We start from the raw sequence: 16,905 nt of genomic DNA, 5'->3' as shown, positions 1-16,905 counted from the left end.
ACTAATATTCACTCCAAATTTTCTCTCCAGTATGCGCATCTATGTAACGAATTTTCCGACTACAATCGACGGATTCTTTATGATTTTCACTCCTCGTTTGTTTATACAGCAGTTTATATTTCATTTCCTCTGCATCATGATCTATACACCATTCTAATTTTACTCGAATGACCTCTTTATATATTTCTAACGCTTTTTCTTTTGTTACTTTTGGTGCTGTTTCATGTGCAAGTAACTCTTCTATTATATTGCTAGGCTTTCCCGAGTAATGCATCACAGCACCATTTTCTGTATTAATGTTGACCATGAATTCCCTATACTCTACCGGAATTTCATTCACATATACTGAAAAGACAAATCTTTCAATCCCTTCATCTTCGTCACGTTCATCCCAAAGGCGAAGATATTGTGTAACATCTGGAATAACATGTTCTAAAAATTGAAGTGCTTTTTGTAAACATTCCTCTCTAGACAGTATTTGTTTTACTTCTTTATCGTCTGCCAGTTTTATAAAACCAATTAATTCCTTGGTTGATTTATCAATCGTAATGCCAACTAAATTATTATATTTTAACATCGGTAAATGCTTTTTTAAAAATTCATTCATTAAATATGGATTCTTTTCTTCTTTCTGTTTTTGTAATTCCTCTTTCGAAACAAATTTCATCCTTATTCCATCTTCATTTTCTGTCTCAGCCACTTTTGTAAAACTTTCTTTATCCCAGTCAAATAAATCGAATATATCATCTTGTTGACTACCTTTTTTCGGTTTTTCAACAGCTACAGTTGGAGGCAATTTATAATGATCTGGGTCAAATAAACCTTTACCTGTACTTGCATCAATAAACGCATGACTAGGTTCTGGTTCATATACAAGATGATAGCCTTTTACTTCCTCACCATTTTCATATTTACATGAAGAATGTGTTAAATCCACAAATACAAGTCTCATATCTTGTCTAGCTCTCAAAGTTTCTAAAACGACGTTCTCCTCAACAATTTCAATTGGCCATAACGGTTTTTTCCCTATAGCTTTTTGTCCATTGTAATGAAAATGCACAACATTACCTGAAGGATGAATTCGCACAACACATCCTGTATTCGGCAATGGATATCCATTCACTTCCTGCATATAATTTATTTCTTTCCAACCACGCCAGTCATCCTTAACTGACACATATGTATAAAATTCTAATTCTTCTTCCACATATTTTTTTATAAATACATTTGCAATCTCTCTTGCCTTATTCTCCTCTATCACTTCTTTATCACTCGAAAAATAATTTTCATCATCTATCCTGAATTCGAATAAATTACCAGTATGCCTATTTAATGTAATTTGTATCTTTTTCTCCTCATCCTCTTTATGCCCCCACCATAATAGATGATACGGATCATCCACTCCTTCTTGATCATCTACAACAAGCCTATATTCATCTGGAATTTCAATAATGTGGGCCACTTGCTCTTTTCTTTTTTTATCTTTTGGATTCATCATACCCTCTCCTTTATTACAATTTAAGGTAATTATAACAAACAAAACCAAAAGCCATTATCAAAAAGACAAAAAACTGAAACAATTAGTTCATACGAATTTCACATGAATCTATTACTATAAGAATTGTACATAGTGAAATTACTAACAATGACGTTTATTCATATATAATTTCATTTGAAAGGGGTTGAAAAGATGAAAACTAAATATCGCTTTATGATCTCATCATTTGCTGCTTGCGCCTACATGATTTGGTGTTTAGTATAATAACAACTTCACTTGTAAATAAGAAAAGGTGTGTATAGAAATGGAATATAACCAATCAACAGTTAACTACTGGAAAGCTTTTGTATTACCTTATACATTCGCTTTAGAAGAGTTAAAAACTAAATTTGAAATTATGAACCGGGAAGCTCAATTTTTAGAAGACTACAACCCGTTTGAACATATAAAAACAAGACTTAAACAACCCGAAAGTATCATTAGGAAGCTTGAGCGTAAAAACTTATCACCAACAGTTGAAAATGCTCAAACACAATTACAAGATATTATTGGCATCCGTATTACATGTTGCTTTGTAGAAGATATTTATCATTTAAAAAAAGTTATTGAAAATCGTGGAGACATGGAAATTGTAGAAGTAAAAGATTATATTGCTAATCCAAAAGGAAATGGCTATAAAAGTTTGCATATGATTATTAAATATCCATTGTCACTAAATTCTGGTACGAAAGATGTCTTTGCAGAAATTCAATTACGTACACTTGCCATGGACTTTTGGGCAAGTTTAGAACATAAACTTTACTACAAATATGAAGGAAATATACCTGACTATTTGAAAGATGAACTACATGACGCTGCTATGAAAGCTGAAGACCTCGATAATAAGATGGCAACAATCCGTCAAGATATTGATGACATTGAAGCATGTTCAAATCAAATTTTATTACCACTATAAAAAGGTTCTCTCCTATGAGAACCTTTTTATCCCGCTATTTGCGGGCAGTAAGACTCCCACCTCAAAATTCTGCGAATGCGAAGGAGTTAGGTGGGCGATCAACTGCCCATAAAAGCCCGATTGGTTCAACTAATAATCAGTGGGGGATGGACAAAACCCCCACTGATTAAAGTTTCACTTTATTTCTTCTCTATCGTACGAACCTCTTCAATCTTCCACCCTTCGTCTTCTTTTCCAAGTGCATACTGCATTTTCTTTTGGAGAGTAACCCCTCCATCTACTTCTTTTTCCTCCGTTTCAACAATAACAAGCCCACCTTTAAGAGCTTTCATATTCATATGTTCCAATTCTATTTTCTTATTTCCCTTTTGAAATGCCGCTTCCTTTTGTGTTTTTAAGTCTTCAGCACTAGGCATCTTCTTTGAAAATAACTCCATATGCTCAGCAAGATTTTTTTCATTCGTCGTCCGTACAAATGCCTCAATAACATCTTGAATGGATTTCTCTTCTTCTTTCGTTATATGTACCTTTTCCTCAGTTTTCCCAGCAGATTTTTGTTCTATATTATTCTCTTGAGATTGACATCCAACTAGCAATAATACGAATACTAGAAGGAATCTTAATTTCCCTAAAAAAAATCTCATCTTTCCATCTCCTAAAAAGAAAAGTGAGGCATTTCGCCTCACTTTCATTTATAATTAGCGTCTTCCTTTATTCGGATCGCCACCGCCAACGATGTCAAAGACACGTTTAGCTATATTTGTATTCTCTTGAACGCCAGAGAATAAGTATTTACCTGGTCCGAATGCATATACGTTCACATCTTCACCTGTATGTCCACCCGTTGTCCAACCTGTAACCGAACGCTTATTGAAGATATCTTCAATTGCATTATCAATCTTTGTTACATCTTTTGATGGAGCTATATCATTTACAGCTTTAATTTCTTCTGGTGTTAATTGTAGATCAATATACTTTTTCAATGTTTCTTCTACATTTGCACCTTTTACAATCTCACTTGCCATAAAGTCTGGCGTACGTTTCGCAGCTTTAATCGGATCTACTTTAAAATTATACTCACCATTCGCACCTAAAGATAATCCGCCAGTAGAATGATCTGCAGTTGCAACAACTAATGTGTTCTTATCTTTTTTCGCAAACTCAATTGCTGCTTTAAACGCTTTTTCGAAGTCTTCCATTTCACTCATTGCACCGACAATATCATTATCATGTCCAGCCCAATCAATTTGACTACCTTCGACCATTAAGAAGAAACCGTCTTTATTTTTGTTCAAGCGCTCAATCGCTGCATTTGTCATCTCTTCTAATGAAGGTGTTTTGTCAGTACGGTCAATCATTTTGTCTAAACCACCTGGTGCAAATAAGCCAAGAACTTGATCGCTTTTATCATTTAATAATTGATTACGATCTGTTACATAACTATAACCAGACTTCTTAAATTCTTCTGTAAGATTGCGGTCTTTTCTAACAAAGTTCTTTACGCCCCCCCCAAGCATAACATCTATTTTATGCTTACCTTTAATTTTTTCATCAAAGTAATCATTTGCAATTGCGTCCATATTTTTACGACTAATATCATGTGCACCGAATGCAGCTGGTGTTGCATGCGTAATTTCAGAAGTTGCAACGAGTCCCGTTGACTTCCCTTTTTCTTTCGCTTGCTCCAATACTGTTTTCACTTCAGCTTTATCATTATCTACTGCAATAGCTGCGTTATATGTTTTTATACCTGCTGACATCGCAGTAGCTGCCGATGCAGAGTCTGTAATATTTTCATGTTCATCTTCTGGATATGTTTTTTGTGTTCCTACAAGATGCTTATCAAATTCTGTAGATTCCATCTCAAATGTTTTTGGATTATCTTTCATATAACGATGAGCTGTCATATATGAAGGCCCCATACCGTCCCCAATTAATACAATGACATTTTTAATTTTTGCATTGTTTCCGTTCTCATCTGCATTAACCTCACTAGAACGCGTAAAATTCCATGTTGCTACCGAAGTAACTGCTAACGACGCCACAACTGCAAATGGCCATGCTTTTTTTACAAACTTTTTCACTGTCTTGTCCCCCTAATTAGGTTATTCATTTCCCACTATCAAATTTAATAGAAGACTGTTAAGAGAAAATGAGTTATATGTAAATTTTTTGTTAACTTATGTAAATTTAAGTTATAATTTGTATAAGTTTGTCTTTTCATATCAAGCATACTCCCCTTTACAAAGATAAATATAAACATGTTGGATTTCTTTTAATACGAACCTATTATTTTACATTTCTTAATATTATTCTTATTTTTTCTAATTTAAATAGAAATATGGTGAACTTTATGAAAACAGTAAAACTAGACGAATCTTCCATTCCAGATTTACTCTCTCTTTGCGAATCAGTTGGGTGGTTACAGCATGAGAGTTTTATGAAAGAGCAATTCCATATGTACCTTTCCATTGGCACAATTTTTGGCTATGTACATGAGAATAAACTTATTGCAGCGGGCGGGGTCTTTTCGTTTGCCCCTGGATTTTCTTCTATCGGTATGTTAATCGTGCATCCTGATTTTCAAAGAAAAGGAATTGGCCGTATTTTGTTAAACAATAGCTTAAAAGTAACTTATCCATCGCTCCCTATTACGCTCATTGCAACAAAAGCTGGTGAATCCTTATATGAATCTTATGGATTTCAATCAATAACAACAATTCATCGTTTCGAAAAACAAGCGGCTCATATAAGTACAAATTCTTTTCCCATAAAACAAATTCAGCAAGCCGATCTTCAATCTCTCATTTTTCTTGATCAAACTGCGACTGGTGCAGATCGTTCTAAGCTTTATTTATCACTACTATCGAGAGCAACTTACTCCTTTAAAATAGAGCGGGATAATCAAATAGATGCTTTTGCTTTATGCATACAAAAAGGAAATGTACTATGTATCACTCCGCTTATTTCAAAAAAAGAAAAAGACGCTATTCAGTTATTAGAAATAATTTGCAACTCGTGGAATGGGACAATACGCATTGATGTTCCGCACTCACAATTCATTTTCCGTCAATTTCTTCAAACAGAAAATTTCCAGGAAACGCTCCTTTCACCTCTTATGATAAAGAACGGTAATCAACTTCCTGGAAATCGTAATATACTATTTGCTATGATAGATGCAGCGTTATGTTAGAAAGGGGACACCTAATTGAAGCGATTTAGCTATTTTATGGTAGGTTGTCTTACTCTTACACTATTAGTAGGATGTAGTGCAGCAGAAAAGCCAGTAGAACAAGAAAAACAAGTTAAAAATACAATTACAGCGAAACTAACTACCGAGGAAAAAATGGTAGAGATAGATGGTCAAACGATTTACTTTAAAAAGATTGGTGATGAAAAACCACCTTTACTTATGATCCATGGATTTGGAGGATCATCCAATGGTTTTCAAAAGGTTTACTCAGATTTAGCAAAAGATCATACGATTATTTCTGTTGATGCTTTAGGATTCGGACGTTCCTCTAAACCGATGGATTTTTATTATTCTTTCCCAACTCATGCAAATTTGTATTATAAGTTAATGAAAAAATTAGGGTACGACTCATTCGCAATACTGGGACATTCTATGGGCGGAGAAATTTCTCTTAATTTAACATATTTATACCCCGAAGCGGTTACCCACCTTATTTTAACTGATGCTACAGGCGGCCCTCATACGTTCGTTAATAAACAAGGTTCACCAAAACCAAAGTTGTCGACTGATTTAAGTGCCGTTTCTTCTATTGCAGATTATGATGAGAGCAAAGTTAAATTCAAGCGTAATGATGAAGAGCATTATAATAGAATGAAATTATGGCCTAGGCGTCTTCAAATCAATGCAACTGAAATCAAGCAACCAACTTTAATTATATGGGGAAGAAATGATAATAGCGTTTCTTGGAAAGAAGGAGAAACTTATCATCAATTCTTAAAAAATAGCACTTTCCATATTATTGAAAAAGGTTATCATGCTCCATTTCGTCAAGAGCCACAAGAATTTGTAGGGTATGTAAAAGATTTCTTCGAGAAAAATCCTATAAGTGCTGAAAAATAAACGGGTATCTCATTTTGAGATACCCGTTTCATATATTAAGCAGCTTGCTTTTGGCGTTTTTGAATTTTTGATCCTAGTACTTTTGGAATAACTAAGCCATCAATTCCAAGTTTTCCAGCATTTATACCAGAAACAAGAACGAACATGGATAAGATAACCATTTCAGGGTTTACACCAATTGACCCACTAAACATATAGGAAAAGTTCATTACAAGACCGAAAAAGACCGCTGTTTTTGTTAAACAGCCTACAATTAAACCAATTCCGACTAAAATTTCTCCCCACGTCACAAGTGTATTAAATAAATCAACGTTTGGAATTGCAAAATCTTGTAAAAATGATGCCCACCAAGATTGAACAGCTGGTTGTGCTCCTTTAGATTTTTCAATTGCACCTTGTAAATAACCAGTTGCATCGAAGCCTTTCCCTTGTAATTTACCGATTCCAGCCATTACCCATGTGTAACCAAGATACACTCGAATTATCGCTAATACAAAAGAGACTGCTTTGTTTTCTCTTAAAAATTGAATAATCATATCTTCCTCCTAAAGTTGTAATTAAGTCAGTTACAGATAATATAATAACATTAGTTACTTACTTTTAAAACATTAATCGTGAATAATTTGTGACATACATAAAAAACATTAAATACTAACGTTTATATAGTAACTTTTATTACCTGTAAAAACTTGAACATATCATACCACAGGTGATAATCATTTTCATTGAAGAAAATGTAAAAAAACTGTGAGTTAAATGTGAAACGCATTCATTCGAATATAGAATAAATCCGTTTCATATTGTTTATATACTCGAAATGTACATGTCTCCTCATCGGTTAATCTCGCTTCTCGAACAACTTCTTCTAACGTTTTGTCATGGTTAATAAACCCGTAAAATAGGCGTATTGTAAACATAAGTGCTACATTTCCATCTACATAATCTATCAATCCAACATATGATTTTACACCACTATGTAAAAAGGATTCTACTAGTTTCAACTCCCCAAACTTATACCAACCATTTACAATATGTGTAATATGCAATTTTGCATATTACTTAATTTCCGCTACGCTAAAGTATACTCTCGGCTCATTTAAGTCGTACACATCTTCTCCTAACTCTTCCATTACAAATTTCCTCTCCTATAAGTCCATTTCATATATACCCGTTTCTTTCAAAAAATCAGCTCTAGTTAAAGCGACTTTATGTAAATATTGCCTATACGCTGTAATTGTGCCATCGTGTGCAACGATACAAATTTTTTCTGCTTTTAACTGATAGCACCAGTGCAGAAATTCATCTACTATTTGCTGAAATTCCATCTCCGAGATGATATTGACTCCCTCATTCCATAACAATTCATTTCTACTTTCTTCTAACGAAAAATGTGGAAATAAATTTTGTATTATCTTTCGATCTAACAATTGATCGCACGGTAATGTTTTGGCGGATTCCCGATAAGGAAAAATACGCGGGGATATATATGGGTGAACAATTTTTTGACAAGCAACTTCCGCACTCCATATTGTCGCAGTTTGTAAAGTTCGAAGTGTAGGACTAGCGATTAATATATCCTTTTCTTGTAATGGTACATCGCACTGAAGCAATTTAGCCTGCTTCTTTCCCACGCCCGTCAATGGCGGATTCACTGCTTGTAAACTTAATGGTAAATCTTTCGTATGTTCACCTTCACCATGCCGAACAAAAATAAGCTTCATTCTCCTCTTCCTCTCACTAGGAAATAGTCTCACATATTTCTTCCCTATTTTTTTCTTTACTCCTGCTATTTTAAAAAGCAGAATGTAAAAAGTGTTTGACACTAACGTTTGAAAAATATTACAATTATATATGTAAAACACTTTTTACAAGAAGAGGAGGATTACAAATATGAAATGGATTATCGTCTTTATGGGAATGGTCATATGGGGATACATAAATGGCTTTTTTAATAGTGATAAAACTGCTAATCCTTGGATTACAGATGATGAGCGTGAAACAAAAATTAAACAAAAAGCAATTATCGCCAGCTGGTCTGGTGTTTTCATATTTTGTATCATGAACCTCTTAAACAAATGGTTAGGTTTAGGAACGAGCAATACATCACCTTACTTACCATCTTCTGTCGCAACTATTTTAAAAGAAAATGTAGAGTTACAAGTTTTACTTATGTTATTCATTACATATGGCATATTTTACGTATACTACCGAAGAAAACTAAGCGCTTAACTTTTATCTCATGATTATCCTCCTAAATGGTTATAGTAATTAGGACAGAATGAAAAAAGGAGAGATATAAAAATGAGTAACTCAAATGACTTTTTAGATACATTACATGAAAAACAAGCAAAAGATGAACAAAATAGAAAGCGCCAAGGGAACGGAAACCCTGCGAAAAAAAAGCCAAATAAAACACATAAATAACATTGAAAAACCTACCTGAAAATTATATTTCAGGTAGGTTTTTTTACTCGTCTGTAACCGAAACGACATCTTCCCAATTCCATTTCTCATAATACCACTCTGGTACATCTATATTTTCAATCCACTTCTTCTCATGTTTTCCATCGTTATGAGCAAGCCATACATCAGCTTTCTTACGATTTGAACGGAGCCACATTAATTGGTTGCTTTTCTTACTAAAAATGGGGTTATAATCGCCTTGGCTATTGGATGGCTTTGTAATTTGATGTTGTTCATCTGTTGTACTATTTATTTCATATAAAGATGGTAGTGGTCTTTTTTCTAGAGGGACCGATAGCTCTGCTTCCTTTGCCCTTGAAACGATAATTACATTATCGTTCTTCCATGTGAAATCCCAATCAACATAGCCTTTTGGAGTAAATGTATTTTGCTGGAGAGCCGGCAATTCTTTTATTTTTAAATGCTTATTCTCTAAAGCCACTCTCCCGCTTCCTTCAATATAGGCTAATATATTCTTTGATGGTGCCCATTTGAACCATTGTGTGTTTAATAACATTTGATCTACTGTTTCAAAACGACTGCCATCTGCTCGAATTAAGCAAAGTGTATTACTATCAGCTGACAAAGAAGCTGTTGGTACTGCCAAAAACGAAATCCATTTTTGATCTGGCGACCACTTAAATCCACTTCCAACTAAAGCTAAAAAGTCATCATGCTCATTCGGTAGTGCATATAAATGTTTCATCTTATGAGGATTCATATTTGCATCCTTTTGTATTTCATATAACTGAGCACCTGTCCATCCTGTTGGAAGCAAGTACGCTTCTGATGATACAAGAAACTTCTTACCATCAGGATACCATGCATAGTCACCTACACCATTAGCTACGTTTTCAAAATCTACTTTCTTTTTTTCAGCATCAAATGTATTTAATGTGCGTGCAAATACAAATGCAATTATATTCTCTGTTGGTGACCATTGATAATTCGATGCTTCTGATTGAGATGGCGTAACTTTCTTTCCATCTTTCAGCCGATACAGTTCAAAGTGATTTCGCTTCTTTCCTTTTGCATATGCAAGCCATTCTCCATTGTGTGACCATTTCGGCCCTGTTATGTACTCTCCTTTTATAATTTGTTTTTCTTTTTCACCGACTTTAATCCATAGATTATGATTACGAATAAAGGCAACTTTTACTCCATTGTTTTCTGCGCTAGTAATAGAACTTGAACAGAAAAAAAGGAACAAAATCACGATTCCACTTACTATAAACCTTTTCATATAGCACCCCCATTTCCCCCTTTAGCATTCCTCATATTCCGCTTACTATATGCAAATATTATCCATTCGACATAATTCCAAAAAATTTCCCAAGAAATTTTCAATTCAAAGAGGTTTGGTATGAATTATGTCGAATGTATAGTTTAGCCAACATCCGTTCCTATAATTAACGATAAAAATGTAATATTTATTTTCGGAAAATTGGCACTTTTATTAGAGGGAGTTTCAATGAAGAAAACTACATCAACACTATTAAGTATGGCGCTCGTCTTTTCGAGCTTTGGAGCATTAAGCGCCCATGCTGAATCACTGCAAAAAGAGAAGCAATTTAGCCCACAGTTAAAAGCAAATATTGAACAATGGGGAGAAAACAAAATCGCGCAAAATGTTGAAACAAAAACATCAAAAGAAATTTCAGTTATTGTAGAATTGCAACATGCTCCACTCGCTTCACAAAGTAACATTCAACATGCTCCGGACCTACAAAATAGCAATGTGCAATCATACCATGCACAACTAAAAAAAGCACAAGAGGATACAACAAAGAAAATAAAAGAAAAAGCACCGAAAGCAACCATAAAAGAAACGTATAGTACGTTATTTTCTGGATTTTCTATTTCTATCCCAGGGGATCAAATTGCCGCTCTAGCTTCTTTACCTGAAGTAAAAGCAATTTATCCGAACTTAACATATAAATTACATGAAACGTCAAAAAGCCTAGCAGATCAAGAAACACCAAACGTTGGAGGCCCTACAGTTGGTGCACCTGAAGCTTGGAATTTAAAAGATCCGACTGGCAAATCCCTTGATGGAAAAGGGATGAAAGTCGCTATTATCGATTCAGGTGTCGACTATAACCATCCTGATTTACAAGCAAATTATATCGGTGGCTATGATACAGTCGATGAGGATAATGATCCGATGGATGGAAACGTTCACGGTACCCATGTTGCAGGAATTATTGCTGGTAACGGAAAAATAAAGGGGATTGCTCCGAATGCTTCTATACTTGCTTACCGTGTCATGAATGATGGTGGTACTGGTACGACCGAAGATATTATTCAAGGTATTGAGCGCGCTATTCAAGATGGTGCCGATGTTTTAAATCTATCTCTTGGTCAAGATTTGAATGTACCTGATCAACCTGTAACAATGACGTTAGAACGCGCAGCAAAACTTGGTGTTACTGCAGTCGTCTCAAATGGAAATGATGGACCAAAACCTTGGTCTGTTGACGCTCCTGGTAACGCAAGTAGTGTCATCTCTGTTGGTGCATCTACTGTATCTATTCCATTTCCAACATTCCAAGTAGCTGGTTCCAATAAATCTTACCAAGGATTACCGTTATCAAAATCAGATTTCCAAGTAGGCAACGATGCTCAGCTTATATATGTTGGCTACGGTAATTCAAGTGATTACGCTAAACAAGATGTGAAAGGTAAGTTCGCCCTTGTTTTACAAGGAACTTCAAGCACGTTAGTAAAAGCAGAACAAGCGAAACAAGCTGGTGCTCTTGGCGTGCTACTAATTTCTAACGAAAAAGAAATTAATCTTATGCCCGAATATTTTGGACGTGAAAATCTAGCTGTTCCAGTTATGCAACTATCAAATACAAATGGCGAAGAGTTAAAAACTTTAATTACAAAACGAAAGAAAAATATAAAAATTGGACAACCAAAGCAAACAGAACTTATTGGTAACTTTAGTTCAAGAGGACCATCACAAGGTAGTTGGCTAATAAAGCCTGATATTGTTGCACCTGGAGTACAAATTACTAGTACTGTCCCAAGAGGTGGCTATGAATCTCACAACGGAACAAGTATGGCTGCGCCACAAGTGGCGGGAGCCGTTGCCCTGCTGCGTCAAATGCATCCTGATTGGACGACAGAACAATTGAAAGCAGCTCTTGCCAACACTGCAAAAACATTAAAGGATGTCAATGAAAATACATATCCTGTCATGGCACAAGGATCTGGTTTAATTAACATTCCAAAAGCAGCCCAAACAGATGCATTAGTGAAACCTAACAATGTAAGTTTCGGTCTTATTAAGCCTAATAGCGGCAAAGTGAAGTTAACACAAAATATTACGTTACAAAATCTTTCTAACAAAAAGAAAAACTTTTCAACTCGCATTGAATTACTAGATACAAAAACAAAAGTCCAGACTTCTTTCTCTTCTTCTATTAGTGTGAAACCTAATAGTAACATCGAAAAGCCTTTTACTATTACTGTAGATAGCTCCTTACCACAAGGTGTATATACGGGAAATCTATATGTGAAAGAGCAAGGGAAGACTGAAGAAATGCGTATTCCATTTACATTTAGCATCGATCCGAAAGAATACAAGCGTATTGATGGCCTTGAAATCGTTAATTCTACTTTCAGTCCAAATAATGACAAAATACTAGATGACAACCTGATCAATTACTATTTAGTTACACCAGTTGAGGATGTAACATTTCACGCTAATTTAATTACGAAAGACCGTGTAGCATATCAAGGCATGATACATCAAGGGAAAAATGAAACACCTGGTTATAAATCTTTCAAATGGAATGGTACGAAAACTGACGGATCTCCTCTACCTGATGGCTTATACCAAATCGAAGCTGTTGCTTCTAACTCTGGTGGAGAAACAAAGCAAACAGGAGCTGTATTTGTCGATCGTACTGCACCGAAGTTATCGTCTGAAGTAGATCAAGAAAACCTCGTAATTAGAGGGAAAGTAGATGATATACTTTTAGATTGGATGACAGAATCTGGATGGGTTGCTCCAGGACATCCAGTAACGATACAATATGAAATTAACGGAAATGGCGTGTGGGAAAGTGCGTTCCTGAACCCTTGGGAGAAAAGTTACGACATTTACTTCGATCGTAACCAATTACAACAAGGAAAAAATATAATTCATATTGTAGCAACCGATGCAGCTGGAAATAAGTCTAATTTAAACGTCGATTTAGAAGTGAGATAATAAAATTATTGTTGACAAGCTTTTAAATATAGTTTTATAATACAAAACATAGTTTAGTTGAACGAATTATATATCGGCTTTGAAGGAATACTAGTAGCGACTTATATCCCTGTCTCAGAGAACTGATGGTTGGTGCGAATCAGTACATATACAAGCGTGAATTACAATTCTGGAGCTTCTTTCCCGTAATGCTTTTTATGCATGAAGAGAAAGACGGATCTTTCCGTTATCTTAAAGTAAGTGGTAAACAATTAATTGTTTACAAATAGGGTGGTACCGCGATTTTTATCGTCCCTATCGGATTTTCCGATAGGGGATTTTTTGCGTCCTTCCCTTTTAAATAACTTCATATATACGCGTTGAAAGAATCGCAGTAGTATCTTGTATCCCTGTTTCAGAGAGCTAATGGTCGGTGGGAATTAGCACATATATAAGTACGAATTACAATTCTGGAGCTTCTTTTTCGTAGTGCTTTTATGCATGAAGGAAAAGACGGGATTTTTCCGTTATCATTAGTTGAGCTGTAAGTATATTTTCACTTACAAATAGGGTGGTACCGCGATTTTTTCGCCCCTATCGGATTTTCCGATAGGGGATTTTTCTATTTCTCACGCAAACAGTTGTTAAAGAATTTCGAATGTTATGATAAAATTTTATAAGCGCTTACAATTCTGAAAGGAGGTGGTACAAGCTATACAAAACTGGTATTCATTTTTATAGAGAAAAAGGAGGACGTCTAAATGACAAAGAAAAAAGAAATTCCATCACATTTAAAACCATTCGTATCCACACAGCATTATGATCAATACACACCGGTGAATCACGCTGTTTGGCGTTACATTATGAGACAAAACCATAGCTTCTTAAAAGATGTTGCTCATCCATCCTATGTTAACGGACTACAATCATCTGGTATTAATATAGATGCAATTCCAAAAGTAGAAGAAATGAATGACTGTTTAGCACCAAGCGGCTGGGGTGCCGTAACGATTGACGGACTTATTCCCGGCGTCGCATTCTTCGATTTTCAGGGGCATGGATTACTACCAATCGCAACAGATATTCGTAAAGTAGAAAATATCGAGTATACACCCGCTCCTGATATCGTTCATGAAGCTGCAGGCCACGCACCGATTTTGCTTGATTCTACATATGCAAAATATGTGAAACGCTTTGGACAAATTGGAGCGAAAGCTTTCTCCACAAAAGAAGAACATGATGCTTTTGAAGCCGTTCGTACATTAACGATCGTAAAAGAAAGCCCTACTTCTACACCTGAGGAAGTTGCAGTTGCTGAAAATGCTGTAATCGAAAAACAAAACATAGTTTCTGGTTTATCAGAAGCAGAACAAATTTCACGTTTATTCTGGTGGACAGTGGAATACGGCTTAATCGGCAATATAAATGATCCGAAAATTTACGGTGCTGGTCTCCTTTCCTCTGTCGGTGAAAGTAAGCAGTGCTTAACAAACGCTGTAAAGAAAGTCCCATTCTCAATTGAAGCTTGCACCGGGACAACTTATGATGTAACAAAAATGCAACCACAGCTATTTGTTTGTGAATCATTTGAAGAATTGACTGAGGCCCTTGAGCAGTTCTCTACAACGATGGCATTTAAAACAGGTGGAACAGAAGGATTAGAAAAAGCAATCCGCTCCGAAAATCATGCTACAACTGAGCTAAGTAGTGGATTACAAATTACGGGTACATTTACAGAGACAATTAAAAATGATACTGGTGAAGTTATTTACACACGAACAAGCTCACCAACTGCATTAGCAATTCATAATAAACAACTAGCAAATCATTCTACATCTGTGCACAGCGATGGATTCGGGACACCAATCGGATTACTAGATGGAGATATTGCATTAGAAAATTGTACAGAAGAACAATTACAATCATTAGGCATTACAATTGGAAGCAGTGCAGAGTTTACTTTTGCAAGTGGCATTCATGTAAAAGGAACAGTAACAGACATTGTAAAGAATGATAAAAAAATTGCTCTTATCTCCTTTATAAATTGTGCAGTTACTCATAAAGATCGCTTATTATTTGATCCTTCATGGGGAGCATTTGATATGGCTGTCGGCTCACAAATCACTTCTGTATTCCCAGGAGCGGCAGATGCGGCTGCATTTTTCCCGATGAATGAAGAAGTACAAGAAACGCCTGATCCACTTGTACTGAATAAGCTTGAACGTATGTATCAAACAGTTCGAGATATACGTAACGATAGTATTTTACACGATACTCATACTGATCAATTAATAGCTATTCAAGAAGTATTAAATAAATTTTATCCGAAAGAATGGTTGCTTCGTCTTGAAATTTTAGAATTGCTTTTAGAACATAACAAAGGTCACGAAGCATCAGCAGCATTATTACAACAACTTTCTACTTTCACAACTGAAGAATCTGTAACACGTCTTATTAACAATGGTCTTGCGTTACTGCAGGTAAAGGATGTGAAAAATGATGCTACGATTAACTAATGAAGAAGTACAAGAGGAATTAACAAAGCTGGATAAATGGACAGTGAAAGATGAAAAATGGATTGAAAGAAAATATATGTTTTCCGACTACTTAAAAGGAGTCGAATTTGTCTCTGAAGCCGCCAAACTATCAGAAGAACATAATCACCACCCATTTATCCTTATCCAGTATAAAGCAGTCATTATTACTTTGTCATCATGGAATGCAAAAGGTTTAACGAAACTAGATTTTGACCTTGCAAAGCAATTTGATGACCTATTTTTACAAAATGAAAAAGCTATTATAAGAAAGTGAAAAAAGAGAAGCCTTTTTAGGCTTCTCCTTTCACTTTAAAATGTATACAATGTCCAAACGGATCCTTGGCCTGTAATATTCCATCTTTATACGTAGCAACTACGCCAATATATTTTAAACTTTCACACACTTGCTCTTTTTGTTTTTCATCTGCTAGTACAATTGTGAAATATTTCAAACCAACGGAATTTGGCATTTGTGGTGGTATACCTTCACCCTGCCATGTATTTAAACCGATATGGTGATGATAACCACCTGCTGATACGAACAACGCTCCATTACGAGCTGGAATCGTTACATCAAAACCAAGGCCATCAACATAGAAACGTTTCGCTTCTTCTAAGTCAGCTACATGTAAATGAATGTGCCCCATCACAGTACCAGCCGGGAACCCATTCCATGTATTTCCTTGCTGTAATAATCCTTCGCCGTCTAACGGGTTACTAACAAATGGTAACTCTCCATTTTCATCATGCCAAACTTCTTTTTGGCGATCATGATAAATTTCAATCCCGTTTCCATCTGGATCAGCTAAATAAAGAGCTTCACTAAAGTAATGGTCAGCCCCACCATGTAATGGGTGTACTCTCTCAACAAAATGACGAAGAATATTTGCTAAGTCTTGTCTGTTTGGTAATAAAATTGCATAGTGATATAAACCAGTTCGACCTCTTTGCTTCGGAAGAGCGTCTTCCTTTTCTTCTATTATGAGAAGTGGCTCATTGTCCTCATTACCAAACGTAACGATTGTACTTTTTTCTTCCAGTACCTTCATACGCAATACTTCTGTATAAAACTCTAGCGATTTCTTTAAATTTGATACATATAAATGAACAACCCCAAGTGTTGTTTCGGGATGAAGTGGAAAGCCCATTTTGTTATACCCC

At 35.4% G+C, this 16,905-nt stretch carries 15 protein-coding genes, 1 pseudogene and 2 other annotated features; of the genes and pseudogenes, 8 read left to right on the top strand and 8 right to left on the bottom strand.

What is annotated here, in order from left to right; genetic code table 11:
• Position 1: 1 nt before the first annotated feature.
• A complete protein-coding gene (locus AC1DS7_RS10910) occupies positions 2–1,498 on the bottom strand; it encodes a YcdB/YcdC domain-containing protein (protein ID WP_215588501.1) in 1,497 nt (498 codons plus the stop codon).
• Between the two features lie 304 nt (positions 1,499–1,802).
• Between AC1DS7_RS10910 and AC1DS7_RS10905 the strand changes: the two genes are divergently transcribed.
• Positions 1,803–2,453 (top strand): GTP pyrophosphokinase, encoded by a 651-nt coding sequence (locus AC1DS7_RS10905; protein ID WP_002067312.1) that lies wholly within the window; start codon positions 1,803–1,805, stop codon positions 2,451–2,453.
• 179 nt (positions 2,454–2,632) lie between these two features.
• Here AC1DS7_RS10905 and AC1DS7_RS10900 read toward each other — a convergent pair whose 3' ends face one another.
• Together AC1DS7_RS10900 and AC1DS7_RS10895 are read right to left on the bottom strand one after the other, a co-directional pair.
• Complete coding sequence (locus tag AC1DS7_RS10900; protein WP_002143183.1) at positions 2,633–3,097, bottom strand: hypothetical protein; 465 nt, start codon at positions 3,095–3,097, stop codon at positions 2,633–2,635.
• Positions 3,098–3,151: 54 nt separating this feature from the next.
• The gene (locus AC1DS7_RS10895) at positions 3,152–4,537 is read right to left on the bottom strand and encodes an alkaline phosphatase (RefSeq protein ID WP_002190719.1); all 1,386 of its coding nucleotides are present in this window, start codon (positions 4,535–4,537) and stop codon (positions 3,152–3,154) included.
• 269 nt (positions 4,538–4,806) lie between these two features.
• On the opposite strand from AC1DS7_RS10895, the gene AC1DS7_RS10890 reads away from it, so the two are divergent.
• Both AC1DS7_RS10890 and AC1DS7_RS10885 read left to right on the top strand, forming a co-directional pair.
• Complete coding sequence (locus tag AC1DS7_RS10890) at positions 4,807–5,646, top strand: GNAT family N-acetyltransferase (protein ID WP_113769199.1); 840 nt, start codon at positions 4,807–4,809, stop codon at positions 5,644–5,646.
• Positions 5,647–5,661: 15 nt separating this feature from the next.
• Positions 5,662–6,546, top strand: coding sequence for an alpha/beta fold hydrolase (locus AC1DS7_RS10885; RefSeq protein WP_476998973.1), 885 nt, complete (start codon positions 5,662–5,664; stop codon positions 6,544–6,546).
• Positions 6,547–6,581: 35 nt separating this feature from the next.
• Here AC1DS7_RS10885 and AC1DS7_RS10880 read toward each other — a convergent pair whose 3' ends face one another.
• The 3 genes and pseudogenes from AC1DS7_RS10880 to AC1DS7_RS10870 form a co-directional block, all read right to left on the bottom strand.
• Positions 6,582–7,082: a DoxX family protein gene (locus tag AC1DS7_RS10880; protein WP_044442499.1), complete on the bottom strand. Its 501-nt coding sequence runs from the start codon at positions 7,080–7,082 to the stop codon at positions 6,582–6,584.
• Positions 7,083–7,298: 216 nt separating this feature from the next.
• Positions 7,299–7,691, bottom strand: a pseudogene (locus AC1DS7_RS10875) (hypothetical protein); the annotation flags it as partial.
• Entirely contained in the window at positions 7,692–8,267 is a 576-nt protein-coding gene (locus AC1DS7_RS10870; RefSeq protein ID WP_137076033.1) for a histidine phosphatase family protein, read from the bottom strand. It abuts the pseudogene before it with no gap.
• Positions 8,268–8,436: 169 nt separating this feature from the next.
• Here AC1DS7_RS10870 and AC1DS7_RS10865 point away from each other — a divergent pair, with 169 nt between their 5' ends.
• Both AC1DS7_RS10865 and AC1DS7_RS10860 read left to right on the top strand, forming a co-directional pair.
• A complete protein-coding gene (locus tag AC1DS7_RS10865) occupies positions 8,437–8,775 on the top strand; it encodes a hypothetical protein (protein WP_002143190.1) in 339 nt (112 codons plus the stop codon).
• A 72-nt stretch (positions 8,776–8,847) separates the two neighbouring features.
• Complete coding sequence (locus tag AC1DS7_RS10860) at positions 8,848–8,970, top strand: DUF4023 domain-containing protein (protein WP_000071861.1); 123 nt, start codon at positions 8,848–8,850, stop codon at positions 8,968–8,970.
• Between the two features lie 43 nt (positions 8,971–9,013).
• Here AC1DS7_RS10860 and AC1DS7_RS10855 read toward each other — a convergent pair whose 3' ends face one another.
• A complete protein-coding gene (locus AC1DS7_RS10855; RefSeq protein WP_215588503.1) occupies positions 9,014–10,252 on the bottom strand; it encodes a TolB family protein in 1,239 nt (412 codons plus the stop codon).
• Positions 10,253–10,480: 228 nt separating this feature from the next.
• On the opposite strand from AC1DS7_RS10855, the gene AC1DS7_RS10850 reads away from it, so the two are divergent.
• The 3 genes from AC1DS7_RS10850 to AC1DS7_RS10840 all read left to right on the top strand — a co-directional run bounded on the left by AC1DS7_RS10850 (position 10,481) and on the right by AC1DS7_RS10840 (position 16,018).
• A complete protein-coding gene (locus tag AC1DS7_RS10850) occupies positions 10,481–13,228 on the top strand; it encodes a S8 family peptidase (protein ID WP_215588504.1) in 2,748 nt (915 codons plus the stop codon).
• Positions 13,229–13,298: 70 nt separating this feature from the next.
• Positions 13,299–13,527 (top strand) — a binding site (T-box leader).
• Between the two features lie 51 nt (positions 13,528–13,578).
• Positions 13,579–13,806: a binding site (T-box leader), on the top strand.
• A gap of 162 nt (positions 13,807–13,968) precedes the next feature.
• Positions 13,969–15,723, top strand: a complete 1,755-nt coding sequence (locus AC1DS7_RS10845; RefSeq protein ID WP_016100597.1) for an aromatic amino acid hydroxylase — start codon at positions 13,969–13,971, stop codon at positions 15,721–15,723.
• The gene (locus AC1DS7_RS10840; RefSeq protein ID WP_002143198.1) at positions 15,704–16,018 is read left to right on the top strand and encodes a 4a-hydroxytetrahydrobiopterin dehydratase; all 315 of its coding nucleotides are present in this window, start codon (positions 15,704–15,706) and stop codon (positions 16,016–16,018) included. The genes AC1DS7_RS10845 and AC1DS7_RS10840 overlap by 20 nt, the downstream gene beginning before the upstream one ends.
• Positions 16,019–16,034: 16 nt before the next feature.
• On the opposite strand, the gene AC1DS7_RS10835 is transcribed toward AC1DS7_RS10840, so the two are convergent.
• Positions 16,035–16,892: a VOC family protein gene (locus tag AC1DS7_RS10835; protein ID WP_002143199.1), complete on the bottom strand. Its 858-nt coding sequence runs from the start codon at positions 16,890–16,892 to the stop codon at positions 16,035–16,037.
• Positions 16,893–16,905: the final 13 nt, after the last annotated feature.

The sequence above is a fragment of the Bacillus sp. P4_E1 genome (assembly GCF_056401715.1).
Note: the sequence above shows the minus strand (reverse complement) of the source record. Positions and strands in the feature narration are given on the sequence as shown.

Coding starts and splice junctions, on each gene's coding strand:
- AC1DS7_RS10910 (WP_215588501.1), bottom strand. CDS start 1,498: ATGATGAATCCAAAAGATAAAAAAAGAAAAGAGCAAGTGGCCCACATT.
- AC1DS7_RS10905 (WP_002067312.1), top strand. CDS start 1,803: ATGGAATATAACCAATCAACAGTTAACTACTGGAAAGCTTTTGTATTA.
- AC1DS7_RS10900 (WP_002143183.1), bottom strand. CDS start 3,097: ATGAGATTTTTTTTAGGGAAATTAAGATTCCTTCTAGTATTCGTATTA.
- AC1DS7_RS10890 (WP_113769199.1), top strand. CDS start 4,807: ATGAAAACAGTAAAACTAGACGAATCTTCCATTCCAGATTTACTCTCT.
- AC1DS7_RS10880 (WP_044442499.1), bottom strand. CDS start 7,082: ATGATTATTCAATTTTTAAGAGAAAACAAAGCAGTCTCTTTTGTATTA.
- AC1DS7_RS10870 (WP_137076033.1), bottom strand. CDS start 8,267: ATGAAGCTTATTTTTGTTCGGCATGGTGAAGGTGAACATACGAAAGAT.
- AC1DS7_RS10865 (WP_002143190.1), top strand. CDS start 8,437: ATGAAATGGATTATCGTCTTTATGGGAATGGTCATATGGGGATACATA.
- AC1DS7_RS10860 (WP_000071861.1), top strand. CDS start 8,848: ATGAGTAACTCAAATGACTTTTTAGATACATTACATGAAAAACAAGCA.
- AC1DS7_RS10855 (WP_215588503.1), bottom strand. CDS start 10,252: ATGAAAAGGTTTATAGTAAGTGGAATCGTGATTTTGTTCCTTTTTTTC.
- AC1DS7_RS10850 (WP_215588504.1), top strand. CDS start 10,481: ATGAAGAAAACTACATCAACACTATTAAGTATGGCGCTCGTCTTTTCG.
- AC1DS7_RS10845 (WP_016100597.1), top strand. CDS start 13,969: ATGACAAAGAAAAAAGAAATTCCATCACATTTAAAACCATTCGTATCC.
- AC1DS7_RS10840 (WP_002143198.1), top strand. CDS start 15,704: ATGATGCTACGATTAACTAATGAAGAAGTACAAGAGGAATTAACAAAG.
- AC1DS7_RS10835 (WP_002143199.1), bottom strand. CDS start 16,892: ATGGGCTTTCCACTTCATCCCGAAACAACACTTGGGGTTGTTCATTTA.